General features: G+C 70.4%; 11 protein-coding genes and 1 tRNA gene. 3 read left to right on the top strand and 9 right to left on the bottom strand.

What is annotated here, in order from left to right; genetic code table 11:
* Positions 1–66: 66 nt before the first annotated feature.
* Positions 67–140 (bottom strand) — tRNA-Met (locus tag ACWEN3_RS22070).
* Positions 141–181: 41 nt separating this feature from the next.
* Complete coding sequence (locus tag ACWEN3_RS22075) at positions 182–3,079, bottom strand: UPF0182 family membrane protein (protein WP_452973595.1); 2,898 nt, start codon at positions 3,077–3,079, stop codon at positions 182–184.
* Between the two features lie 164 nt (positions 3,080–3,243).
* On the opposite strand from ACWEN3_RS22075, the gene ACWEN3_RS22080 reads away from it, so the two are divergent.
* Positions 3,244–3,786, top strand: coding sequence for a PPA1309 family protein (locus tag ACWEN3_RS22080; RefSeq protein ID WP_452973569.1), 543 nt, complete (start codon positions 3,244–3,246; stop codon positions 3,784–3,786).
* A gap of 68 nt (positions 3,787–3,854) precedes the next feature.
* On the opposite strand, the gene ACWEN3_RS22085 is transcribed toward ACWEN3_RS22080, so the two are convergent.
* From ACWEN3_RS22085 to ACWEN3_RS22100, 4 genes are all read right to left on the bottom strand, one after another.
* Complete coding sequence (locus tag ACWEN3_RS22085) at positions 3,855–4,952, bottom strand: YlbL family protein (RefSeq protein ID WP_452973572.1); 1,098 nt, start codon at positions 4,950–4,952, stop codon at positions 3,855–3,857.
* Positions 4,953–5,000: 48 nt separating this feature from the next.
* Complete coding sequence (locus tag ACWEN3_RS22090; RefSeq protein WP_452973574.1) at positions 5,001–5,174, bottom strand: hypothetical protein; 174 nt, start codon at positions 5,172–5,174, stop codon at positions 5,001–5,003.
* Positions 5,175–5,312: 138 nt separating this feature from the next.
* Positions 5,313–5,774, bottom strand: coding sequence for a molybdenum cofactor biosynthesis protein MoaE (locus ACWEN3_RS22095; RefSeq protein WP_452973577.1), 462 nt, complete (start codon positions 5,772–5,774; stop codon positions 5,313–5,315).
* 157 nt (positions 5,775–5,931) lie between these two features.
* Positions 5,932–7,044: an SDR family oxidoreductase gene (locus ACWEN3_RS22100; protein WP_452973579.1), complete on the bottom strand. Its 1,113-nt coding sequence runs from the start codon at positions 7,042–7,044 to the stop codon at positions 5,932–5,934.
* 192 nt (positions 7,045–7,236) lie between these two features.
* Here ACWEN3_RS22100 and ACWEN3_RS22105 point away from each other — a divergent pair, with 192 nt between their 5' ends.
* On the top strand, positions 7,237–8,667 hold the full coding sequence (locus tag ACWEN3_RS22105) for a zinc-dependent metalloprotease (RefSeq protein ID WP_452973582.1): 1,431 nt from the start codon (positions 7,237–7,239) through the stop codon (positions 8,665–8,667).
* On the top strand, positions 8,664–9,179 hold the full coding sequence (locus ACWEN3_RS22110) for an NUDIX hydrolase (RefSeq protein ID WP_452973584.1): 516 nt from the start codon (positions 8,664–8,666) through the stop codon (positions 9,177–9,179). The genes ACWEN3_RS22105 and ACWEN3_RS22110 overlap by 4 nt, the downstream gene beginning before the upstream one ends.
* A gap of 76 nt (positions 9,180–9,255) precedes the next feature.
* Here the strand turns inward: ACWEN3_RS22110 and ACWEN3_RS22115 are convergent, their stop codons facing one another.
* The 3 genes from ACWEN3_RS22115 to ACWEN3_RS22125 form a co-directional block, all read right to left on the bottom strand.
* Positions 9,256–10,011, bottom strand: coding sequence for an AIM24 family protein (locus ACWEN3_RS22115; RefSeq protein ID WP_452973586.1), 756 nt, complete (start codon positions 10,009–10,011; stop codon positions 9,256–9,258).
* Positions 10,012–10,028: 17 nt separating this feature from the next.
* The gene (locus ACWEN3_RS22120) at positions 10,029–10,709 is read right to left on the bottom strand and encodes an AIM24 family protein (protein WP_452973589.1); all 681 of its coding nucleotides are present in this window, start codon (positions 10,707–10,709) and stop codon (positions 10,029–10,031) included.
* An 11-nt stretch (positions 10,710–10,720) separates the two neighbouring features.
* Positions 10,721–11,601: AIM24 family protein (locus ACWEN3_RS22125; RefSeq protein WP_452973592.1), on the bottom strand; the 881-nt coding region annotated here is incomplete at its 5' end.

Raw genomic sequence — 11,601 nt, forward strand, 5'->3', positions numbered from 1 at the left:
ACACAAAAAAATCGTCCCCACCCCCCCACCGCCCGTCCCCCTTGCCCCCGCCCCCCTCGACTGCAGTAGCGGGGACAGGATTTGAACCTGCGACCTCTGGGTTATGAGCCCAGCGAGCTACCGAGCTGCTCCACCCCGCGCCGTTGCTCCGCAACCGTACCACGACGTGGGGTGCCCTTGATCAACTGCCCTTCGCGCCGCCCTTGCCGGCGTTCTTGCCGCTGCCGGCCTCCGCCGCCTGGGCCCGCTTCAGCGCGTCCTGGAGGTCCTTCTGCGCCTTGGCGTACGCGGTCCAGTCCGGGCCGTTGGGCTGCTTCAGGGCCTCCTGGCCGGCCTGGAAGGCCTTCTGGGCGTCGCTCAGGGCCTGTTGGACGGTGGGATTGCTCGACGGGGGCGGATTGGTGGTGCCGGTGTCCGGCGGTGCGGTGGTCGAACCCTGCGCACCGAAGACCTTGTCGAGTGCCTCACCGAGCGTGTTCTCGAAGGCCGTCCTGCCCTCGTAGGTGACCAGCACCTTGCGCAGCAACGGGTACTTCAGTCCGCCACCGCGCACGTAGACGGGCTCCGCGTAGAGCAGTCCGCCGTCCAGCGGCACGGTCAGCAGGTTGCCGTACTCCACCTCCGAGTCACCGCCCTTGAGGAGCTTGATCGCGGCGGCGATGTCCTGTTCGGAGTTGAACTGGCTCTGGACCTGTTTGGGCCCGTCGACCGTCGTACTGGTCGGCAGTTTCAGGATTCTGATCTTGCCGTAGTCACTGGAGCCCGCCTCGGCGTCGACCGACATGAACGCGCTGAGGTTGTCACGGCCGTTGGGCGTGAACGTCGTGGACAGCGAGAACGCCTGCCGGCTCTGGTCGGGCATCTTCATGCTCAGGTAGTACGGCGGCACCGCGTTGCCCGACTTGTTGGTCGGGTCGTTCGGCACCTGCCACACCTCGCTGCCGGTGAGGAACGTCTGCGCGTCCGTCACGTGGTAGCGGGTGAGCAGCTCGCGCTGGACCTTGAACAGGTCCTGCGGGTAGCGCAGATGGGCCATCAGGTCCGGGGAGATGGCATTGCGCGGCTGCACCGTGCCCGGGAAGGCCTTCATCCAGGTCTTCAGCACCGGGTCCTGGGTGTCCCACTGGTAGAGCTTGACCTCGCCGGTGTACGCGTCGACGGTCGCCTTCACCGAGTTGCGGATGTAGTTGACCTGGTTCTGCTGGGCCACCACGGTGCGGTTGTTGTTGGTGGCGGTCAGCGAGTCGGCCGTCGTGTCACCGAGGGTCGTGCGGGAGGAGTACGGGTAGCCGTTCGACGTCGTGTACGCGTCGACGATCCACTGGATGCGGTGGTTCACGACCGCCGGGTAGGCGTCGCCGTCGATGGTCAGCCAGGGGGCCACCGCCTCGACGCGATCCTTGGGCGTGCGGTTGTAGAGGATCCGCGAGCCCTTGCCGATCGCGCCCGAGTAGAGGATCTGCGGCTCGTTGAACGCCACCGCGTACGCGGCCCGGTTGATCGGGCTGTCGAGGTTGACGCCGCTCTTTCCGGGGTAACTGGTGGTCTTCTCACCGCTGTCGTCGGAGTAGTCGATCTCCTCCTGGGGACCGCCGACGATGGAGTAGGTGGTGGTCTTCTCGCCGTAGTAGATCCGCTGCTGGTAGGTGCCGAGGGCACCGGTGGACGGCAGGTCGTACTCGGTGAAGACCGGCTGGCCCTGGGAGTCGGCCTCGGTGCCCTTGGCGGCGACCACGCCGTAGCCGTGCGTGTAGCGGAAGTGGTCGTTGATCCAGTTGTTCTTGGGGATGCCGTCCAGGTTCAGCTCGCGCAGACCGATGACCGTGTCCTGGGCCTTGCCGTCCTTGGTGTACCGGTCGACGTCCAGGTTGGTCGGGAACCCGTAGTAGTTCTTCATCTGCTGGAGCTGCTGGAACGTCGGCGAGACGATGTTCGGGTCCATGATCCGGATGCTCGCCGCGTCGTCCGCGTCGCCCCGCAGCCTCGTCTTGTCCGTGGTCGTGGACTTGCCGGCGTACTCGGTGACCTTGGTGTCGTCGATGCCGTACGCCTCGCGGGTCGCCTTGAGGTTCTTCTGGACGTACGGGGCTTCCTTGGCCTGCTCGTTGGGCTGGACCTGGAACTTCTGCACGATCGCCGGGTAGAGGCCGCCGATCAGGATCGCCGAGAGGACCATCAGGCCGAAGCCGATGACGGGAAGCTGCCAGGTGCGCCGCCACAGGGTGGCGAAGAACAGCAGCGCGCAGATGACGGCGATGCAGAACAGGATCGTCTTGGCCGGCAGATAGGCGTTGGCGTCGACGTAGCGCAGCCCGGTCCAGTTGCCGGTCGCCTTGAAGTCGCTGGACTTGACGGCCAGGCCGTACCGGTCGAGCCAGTAGGCGACGGCCTTCAGGGCGACGAAGATGCCGAGCAGCACCGACAGATGGCCGGTCGCGGCGGCGGTGGCACGCGCGCCGGGGCTGGTGACGCGCAGTCCGCCGTACAGGTAGTGGGTGAGGGCGGCGGCGATCAGGCACAGGATCGCGGTGGCGAAGCCGAAGCCCAGCAGGAACCGGTACCAGGGCAGGTCGAACGCGTAGAAGGAGATGTCGAGGTGGAACTGCGGGTCCTGCTGGTGGAAGGGCACGCCGTTCATCCACATCAGCCAGGTGCGCCACTGGCCGGCCGCCGAGGCGCCCGCGATGAGCCCGACGAGGGAGGTGACGGCGAGCAGCAGCCACGTCTTGTACGGCGCGATGCCCATCCGGTAGCGGTCCAGGCTCTGCTGCTCCATGGACATGGCGCTCAGCGGGGGCCGCAGCCGGTGCGCGAGCCAGATGTTCAGGCCGACCGCGACCGCCATCAGCAGGCCGAAGACGAAGAACAGCCCGATCTTGGTCCACAGTGTGGTGGTGAACACGGACGAGTAGTGCACCGACCGGTACCACAGCCAGTCCGTCCAGAAGCCCGCGAACATGGTGAACGCCATGCCGAGGACGGCAAGGACGCCCAGTGTCAGGAGCAGGGTCCTCACCCGCCGGGACGGGCGGCCCGCTCCGATCCGTGACCCCGTCGGGCCTCCGCCGCGGTCCGGCATCTGGAATGCCAAGGTGCGCACCTCGAAGTTCGCTGTCGATCCGTCAGGCCCTCGTGTTCGCGGGCCCTCCCTGGCCCCCCGTGATCGCGGGCCACCACCTATGCAACTTACTCACGCTTTGCTCGGTTCCCGATTCAGGTCACGAACGAGGCAGGATTGTGACCATGTCCAACACTCCCATGGCAGCGAGCCCGCTCACCCGGGCCGTACTCGAGATCGACGAGTACGCCTCCGGCCTCGGCTGGGACCAGCCCGCTCGCCTCTTCGCCCTCGTAGACACCGCACGGCTGCGGGCTCAGGAACCCGCGCTCGCGGCCCAGCTGGGCCTGCAGGACGAGCCCCAGACCACCGGTCTCACCCCGATCGAGCAGGACGAGATCGCGGCCGACCGGCCGCTCGACGAGTTCCTCGGCACCATCGCCTGGCCCGACGCGGTGGCCGGCTGCGCGCTCACGGTGGAACGGCTGATGCTGCCGCCGTCCGCCGAGGCGCAGGTCCCGAAGAATCTGAGCGAGGCCAGGCTGGCGAAGTGGGTGGCGGAGCACCCCGAGCGCCAGGAGGTCCGTATGACGGTGGCGGTGCTGCGCGACGGCAGCCGCGAGTCGGCGCTGCGGCTGCGCGAGAAGGACACTCCTACGGAGGTCCTGACCGGCCCGGATCTGGTGCCGGGCCTCGCGGAGGCCCTGGCCGCGACCTTCGCGGACTGACGTCCCGCGGTACGGCGATGGGGGCGCCCCCGGTCCCGCGGGGCGCCCCCAGCCGTGTCATGAGCCGCTCAGCCCTTCGTGGTGCACTTGGGCAGCGCGCCGGTGTCGCCGGTGCGGATGTCCTTCAGGGCGCCGAGGGCGTCACCGATGGTCCTCACCTTCACCAGGGTGAGTCCGCTCGGGGTGTCCTTGGCGGCGGCCGCGCAGTTGTCGGCGGGCGTCAGGAAGTACTGAGCGCCCATGCTGCGCGCGCCGACGGTCTTCATGTCGACACCGCCGATGGGCCCGACCGTGCCGTTGTCGTCGATGGTGCCGGTGCCGGCGACGAACTTGCCGCCGGTCAGGCTGCCCGGGGTGAGCTTGTCGTAGATACCGAGGGCGAACATCAGTCCGGCGCTCGGTCCGCCGACGTCGGCGAGCTTGATGTCGATCTCGAACGGGAAGGTGTGGTCGGTCCCGGCGGAGATCCCGACGATGGCCCGCTTGGGGCCGCTGTCGTTCGAGGTGGCCGTCGTGAGGGTGACGTCCTGCGTGCCGGTCGCCGTCTTGCCGGCCTTCTCGGCGGCGGCCTGCTCCTTGGCGGGCACGACCGTGAAGACGACCTTCTGGCTTGGCTTGTGCTTGGTGACCAGCTTGGCGACATCGGCCGGCTGTTTGACCGCCGTGCCGTCGACGGCCTTGATCGCGTCTCCGGCGTGCAGCCTGCCCTCGGCCGGGGAGCCCTTGACGACGGTGGAGACGATCACCCAGGACTTCACCGGGACGCCCAGCTCCTTCAGGGCGGCGACCTTGGCGCTCTCCTGGGACTGGCTGAACTCCTCGGCGTTCTGCTGGGTGGACTGCTCCTCCGTCGTGCCGTCCGGGTAGAGCGTGTCGTGCGGCACGACCTTGCTGTCGCGCGCCAGCCAGCCGTAGACGGCCTCCACCAGGTTCATCCGGAAGTCCGCGCTGGTCACCCGCACGGTGGTCATGTTCAGGTGGCCGTTCGTCGGGTACGTCCTGTGCCCGGCGATCTGCAGCACCGGCTCGCCGTCGTGGTCCCCGAGCGTGTTCACGGTCGGGCCGGGGGACATCTCCGAGTACGGCACGGGGATGAGCACTCCCGCGCACAGGAGCGCGATCAGCATCAGGGTGGAGGCGAGCATCGTCGCGGTGCGGCGTGGCATGCGACGACAGTACGGGACGCCTCTGTCAGCGCACCGTCAGGGCACCCGTCACGCGCCGCGGGCTCCCGGGGGTGACTTCTCCATCGCCTCGCGGAACCGGGCGTACCCGTCCAGCTCGGGGCCGTCGCCGCGTATCTTGCGGGTCCGGCTGGCCCAACCGCCCCACAACCCGCCGCCGACCGCGGCCAAGAGCGGAATCAGCAGCCAGACAAGCGCCCCCATGCCGACCTCCCAACGCGATGAGCGACCGCAGATGACTGATCAGCAGATTAACCATCCGCACTGACAACGCTCACGCCAGGGGGCCGGTTACGCAAGCCGAGGGGAGGGTGTGCCGGGAGTGACCGGTTCGGCGCAGCCTCAGCAGGCGCCGACCCACTCCTCGGTGCCGTCGGAGAACTGCTGGTGCTTCCAGATCGGCACCTCGTGCTTGAGGTCGTCGATCAGCTTGCGGCAGGCGTCGAAGGCCTCCGCCCGGTGCGGACAGGCCACGGCGACGACGACGGCGAGATCACCGACGTCCAGCTCCCCGACCCGGTGGACGGCGGCGAGCGCCCGCACCGGGTGGTCCGCGACGACCTTCTCGGCGATCCGCCGCATCTCGTCCTCGGCGCTGGGGTGGCAGGAGTAGCCGAGCCCGTCCACGTCGGCGCCCCCGTCGTGGTTGCGCACGGTCCCCACGAACAGCGCGATCCCGCCGGCGGCGGCGTCCCCGACGGCCCGGAACACCTCGTCCACGGAGAGCGGGGTCTCCCGGATGCCGATCAGCTTGATGGGATCCTGCGCCGCCTGCTCACCAGGGTGCTCGGTCGTCTCAGCCATGCCCCCATCGTGCCGCACGCCCCGGACAACGGGGAATACGAGATTCACCAGGCACGCGCGCGTGGCTTTTTGGAGTCTCCTACAGACGTCTCTCGGCCGACCCCTGGTCGGGAGGCGGACAGGCACGGCGGGGCGCCACGGGGCAGCGCCCCTCGCCTCACACCCGCCGCCGGGCCTTCCGGGCCCGCCGGACCACGGCGGCGGCGCCGAGCAGCGCCACCGTCGCCCCCGCGGCCCCCGCGGCCGTCGCGTCCTTGCGTCCGAGCCGCCGCCCGGCGACCGTGTGCCGCCCGGAGACCTCCTCCAGCAGCTCCGCGAGCACCTCCTCGTTGGTCCACTGCGCCCGCCACCCGGCGTCGTGCAGCCGGCTCCCGCTGACCACCCACGGGTACATCGTGTACGCCAGGTCCCCCGCCGGGGACGGCGTGAGCCCGATCCGGTGCAGCCGGGCCGCCGCGCCGAGCGCCACCGCCGACGGCAGCTCCATGCGCCGGACCCCGCTCAGCTCCTCGACCTCCTCCTGCTCCAGCCACCCGTCGCAGCCGACGGCCAGTTCCCCGTCGACCTTCTCCAGCACGGCGTACTCCAGGGCGCTGCACAGGTCCTCGACGTGGCAGAACTGCCACGCGGGCCGCGAGCCGGCGACGACGAGCAGCCGCGGCGACTCGAAGTACCGGGTCAGCGCGGTGTCCGTGCCGCCCACCAGCACGGCGGGCCGCACGACGGTGACGTTGAGCCCCGGATGCGCCCGGGGCGCCCGCCGCGCCAGCCGCTCGATCTCCAGCATGTCCCCGACGCCCGTGGCCTCCGCCGTCGCCCGCAGCTCGGCGTCCTCCGACAGGGGCAGCTCGTTGTCCGGCAGCGCCCCGTAGACCATCGCCGAGGTGCACAGCACCACCCGGTGCACCCCGGCCGCCGCGGCGGCGGTCAGCACGGTCTGCGTCCCCCGGACGTTGTAAGCGGTACGGGCGGCCGCGTCGCTGCCCAGGTCCAGGTCGAGCGCGAGGTGCACGACCACGTCGGCGCCCCGCAGCTTGTCCGCGATGGCCGGGTCGCGCACGTCGAGGATGTGCCACTGCGCCTCGGCGCACTCGCCGCGCCGCTCGTCGATCGCGACGACCTGCCTGATCTCCTCCGACGCGGCGAGCCGCTCGGTGAGCAGGGCGCCGACCCCGGTGGCGGCGCCGGTGACCGCGACGACGGGTCCGCGCACGACGGGAGGGGTTGAATGGTTTCGCGCTGCGCGAACCTGCGGATCTGGGGAACTCACCGGGCGTCTCCAGCGGTTGTCTTCAGTACGGGCGCGTGGGACGCGCGCGTACCAGGTGCATCCATCCTGCCGCAGGCCTGCCGTGGGCGAAGCACCGAGGCCCGATCGGGCCCAGGTGTCTACGCTGGGTGGTGTTGTCGGGCAGCCGCGCCGCCGGAGAGAGACCGGTGGCCTTACCAGCCGAGGAATCCCGTGAGTGACACCCCATTCGGATTCGGCCTTCCGCCGGAGGAGCCGGACGACGGCGACGAGGGCAAGGAGAAGGACCAGCAGAGCGGTGGTGGGCAGGGACCGGCCAACCCGTTCGGTTTCGGGCTGCCCGGAGCCGAGGGTTTTGGCGGCCCCGGCGCCGACAATCCGCTCGCAGCCATGTTCGGTTCCCTGAACCCCACCGACCTGGGCGCCGCGTTCCAGCAGCTGGGCCAGATGCTCTCCTACGAGGGCGGCCCGGTGAACTGGGACATGGCCAAGCAGATCGCCCGTCAGACGGTCTCCCAGGGCACCCCTGACGGCACCAAGGACTCCAGCGTGGGCCCGTCCGAGCGCAGGGCGGTCGAGGAGGCCGTGCGCCTGGCCGACCTGTGGCTGGACGACGCGACGTCCCTGCCGTCGGGCTCCGCCTCGGCGGTGGCCTGGTCCCGCGCGGAGTGGGTGGAGGCGACCCTGCCGGCCTGGCAGGAGCTGGTCGATCCGGTCGCCGAGCGGGTCGGCGCGGCCATGGGCGACGTGCTGCCGGAGGAGATGCAGGCCATGGCCGGCCCGCTGATCGGCATGATGCGCTCGATGGGCGGCGCCATGTTCGGCACGCAGATCGGGCAGGCCGTCGGCGTGCTCGCGGGCGAGGTCGTCGGCTCCACCGACATCGGCCTGCCGCTCGGCCCGGCCCGCAAGGCCGCGCTGCTCCCGGCCAACGTCGAGGCCTTCGGCAAGGACCTCGGCGTGCCGCAGGAGGAGGTGCGGCTCTACCTGGCCCTGCGCGAGGCCGCCCACCAGCGTCTCTTCGCGCACGTGCCGTGGCTGCGCTCGCACCTGTTCGGCGCGGTCGACGGCTACGCGCGCGGGATCAAGGTCGACACGGCCAAGCTGGAGGACGTGGTCGGCCAGTTCGACCCGCAGAACCCCGAGCAGCTGCAGGACGCGCTCCAGCAGGGCATGTTCCAGCCCGAGGACACGCCCGAGCAGAAGACCGCCCTGGCCCGTCTGGAGACCGCTCTGGCGCTCGTCGAGGGCTGGGTGGACGCGGTGGTCCACGCGGCCGCGAAGCCCCGTCTGTCGTCCGCCGACGCGCTGCGGGAGACCCTGCGCCGGCGCCGGGCCACCGGCGGTCCCGCGGAGCAGACGTTCGCCACGCTGATCGGCCTGGAGCTGCGCCCGCGCCGGCTGCGCGACGCCTCCCGCCTGTGGGCCTCGCTCACGGACGCGCGCGGGGTCGACGGCCGGGACGGTCTGTGGGCCCACCCGGACATGCTGCCGACGGCCACCGACCTGGACGACCCGGACGGCTTCGTGCACCGCGAGCACATGGACTTCTCCGAGCTGGACAAAATGCTCGGCGAGGCCGCCGACAAGCCGGACCTGCGCAAGAAGGACGACGGCGAGTCCAAGGACGACGACACCGAGTGAGCCTCCACGACGACGCGGTCCTCGTCCTGAAGGGGTACGAGGGCCAGGACGAGCTGCGCCAGACCTACCTGGACCATCTCGCGGCCCACCCGGACGGCATGTGGAAGGCCTGCGGGGACGGGCACATCACGGCGAGCGCGCTGGTGATCGACCCGGCGCACGGCCGGGTGCTGCTCACCCTCCACAGGAAGCTGCGGATGTGGCTTCAGATGGGCGGCCACTGCGAGCCCGCCGACGCCACCCTGGCGCACGCCGCCCTGCGCGAGGGCACGGAGGAGTCGGGCATCGCGGGGCTCGCCCTGCTGCCCGGTGGGCCGGTGCGCCTGGACCGCCACCACACCCCGTGCGCCTGGCATCTCGACGTCCAGTACGCGGCGCTCGCCCCGGCGGGTGCCGTCGAGGCGATCAGCGACGAGTCCCTCGACCTGCGCTGGTTCGCCTACGACGAGGTGCCGACCGTCGCCGACGAGTCGGTCGTACGACTGCTCGAAGCGACCCGGGCCAGGCTCTGAGCGCCCCGCTCGCGCCACGAGACGGGTAAGGGGCGGCCGCAATGGCGGTCGCCCCTTACGTCTGCTTTCCCGACGGTCAGCTCCAGACGTTCCCCTGGTTCTGCCCGTGGGCCCCGTGCTGGCCCATGCCGAACTGGGCGGCGATGCCCTGCCCGATCACCGCGTTCTGCGGCGGCAGCAGCTCACTGGGCTGGACCAGCGCGAACCCGGAGCCCATGAAGCTCAGCTCCCAGCCCTCACCGGTGTTGCCGCGCCGGCGCCACACTCCGGAGGAGTGCGTCTGGGCCTGCATCTGCACGCGCAGTCCGGTGGACCAGGCCACGATGGCGTCGGCGTCGCAGTTGACGTACCGGTCCGGCGTGACCTGCATCAGCAGCGGCGCGCCCGAGGTCATCAGGGCGACCGTGCCGCGCCCGGTGATGTTCAGCTGGTACTTGCCCGAGCCGGAGATGCCGTAGAGGCTGTCGACGGCGACGACCTCGTGGTGCAGCGAGGAGTCCATGGCGAGGACGTAGGAGCTGTCGACGGTCAGCCCGTCCTGCTCGACCTCCATGAAGTGCACGTGCTGGGCGAGGTTGGCGAGGTAGACCGTGCCCTGCCCGTGACAGCGCATCAGGTCCAGGCCCTCGCCGGTGTACGCACGCGCGCGTGCCTGGCTGTTGCTGCGGTACTCGGCGTCGAACTCGACCAGGCCCTGGTAGGCGACCATGGTGCCCTTGCGGGCGAGGATGTCGTCGTGGCCCTCCAGGGTGACGCGGAGCAGCTGCGAGTTCTGCAGGCTCCAGCGCTCCTGCGTCTGGATGTCGTTGTGCGCGAAAAGCGGGCTCTGCATGGCTTGTTGACTCCCCCTCAGCCCCGGATCCGGATGCGGTCGGTGCTGTCCTCGCTGGGCTGCACGACGACGATGCCCTGCCCGGAGAAGGCCATCTGGTAGGCCTCGCCGCTGCCCCGGCCGATCAGCGACTGCGCCTTGAAGCTGCGCTTGCCCTTCACCTTCAGGTTCGGCGACCAGGCGACGAGCGCGTCCGGGTCGACGTACGTCTCGTCCTCGCCGCCACCGCAGTCGACGACGATCGGCGTGCCCCGGGAGGTCAGCGCGACCCAGCCCTGCCCGGAGATCCTGGTGTTCCACAGCCCCTGCCCCGCGAACTTCGCGAGTCCCTTCACCCGCTCCACACCCCAGCTGAGGTGGGCGTCGAAGGCGAGCAGATTGGTGGCGTTGACGGAGATGCCGTCGCCGTTGAGGTTGATCACGACGACGTTGGCCCCGTAGTCGGCGAGGTAGAGCAGTCCGTCGCCGGAGCACTTCATCAGGGGCGCGCCCTCGCCGGTGATCCAGTCACGGGCGATCTGGCGGACGGCGGGCGGGTTGGGCTCGTACTGGACGAAGCCTTCGTAGGCGACCATCGAGCCCACGCGCGCGAGGAGGTCGTTTCCGGTCTGCATGGCGACCTTCAGCATGTGGTTGCCGTGGTTCTCCATGCGGGCGGTGACGGGTGCGGGGGCGTAGCCCGCGAGCGGCTGGTTCATGACGGGCTCCCTCAGACCTCGTAGGGCTGGACGACGATGAAGTTGCCGGGAGCGCCCCGGAACTGGAGGTTGACGCTCTCGCCGGTGTCGCCGGGGTAGGCGTTGCGGCGCATGCGGACCTGGCTGGAGACGATCACCTGGGAGGCCGCCGACCAGGCGACCACGGCGTTGCAGTCGGCGAAGGTGGTCGGCGTGACCGGCAGGACCACGGGCGTGCCGTGCGTCTTGACGACGATCGTGCCGGTGCCCTGGAACTGCATGGTGAACAGCGCGCCGCCCGGGATGCCGTGGCCCTCGATGCGGCGGACCTCGTAGTGCAGGCTCTCGTCGAAGGCGAGGACGTTCTCGGCGGACACGCAGATCGCGTCGCCCTGGAGTTCGACCGGGTGCAGGTGGGTGGAGTTCTCGGCGAGGAACACCTGGCCGTTGCCGGTGCAGCGCATCAGCTGCATCTCCTGGCCGGTGGCGTTGCCGACGATCCGCCCGGCGAACCCGGCGCCCTTGTAGCCGAAGTCGACCTTGCCCTGGTAGAGCACCATGCTGCCCTGCCGGGCCAGCACGGGCTGCCCGCCGATGCCGAGGTCGACGCGGATGAGCTTCTTGTTCTGCTGGGTCCAGCGCTGGCCGGTGGGCTTCTCCTTGAACTTCTGCAGCGCGGCGGACACACCGGCGCCGCCCTGCGGGGCGCCTTGCGGCACTCCGTAGGAAGCGGCCTGCTGTCCGGGGACCTGGCCGTAGCCCGGGGGCATGGGCGGGGTCTGCTGACCGCCGTAGGAGGGAGGCATCGGCACGGCCGGCTGCCCGCCGTAGGGCGGCTGGCCGTACGGGGGCTGCGGCGGCTGGCCGTAGGGCGCGGGTGTGCTGCTCATGCAGCACGAGGGCCGGATGTACC

Source organism: Streptomyces sp. NPDC004561 (genome assembly GCF_053602155.1).

Bases quoted from the DNA above. Each gene is read 5' to 3' on its own strand.
- ACWEN3_RS22095 (WP_452973577.1), bottom strand. From the start codon at position 5,774: ATGGCTGAGACGACCGAGCACCCTGGTGAGCAGGCGGCGCAGGATCCC.
- ACWEN3_RS22080 (WP_452973569.1), top strand. From the start codon at position 3,244: ATGTCCAACACTCCCATGGCAGCGAGCCCGCTCACCCGGGCCGTACTC.
- ACWEN3_RS22075 (WP_452973595.1), bottom strand. From the start codon at position 3,079: ATGCCGGACCGCGGCGGAGGCCCGACGGGGTCACGGATCGGAGCGGGC.
- ACWEN3_RS22115 (WP_452973586.1), bottom strand. From the start codon at position 10,011: ATGCAGAGCCCGCTTTTCGCGCACAACGACATCCAGACGCAGGAGCGC.
- ACWEN3_RS22085 (WP_452973572.1), bottom strand. From the start codon at position 4,952: ATGCCACGCCGCACCGCGACGATGCTCGCCTCCACCCTGATGCTGATC.
- ACWEN3_RS22120 (WP_452973589.1), bottom strand. From the start codon at position 10,709: ATGAACCAGCCGCTCGCGGGCTACGCCCCCGCACCCGTCACCGCCCGC.
- ACWEN3_RS22090 (WP_452973574.1), bottom strand. From the start codon at position 5,174: ATGGGGGCGCTTGTCTGGCTGCTGATTCCGCTCTTGGCCGCGGTCGGC.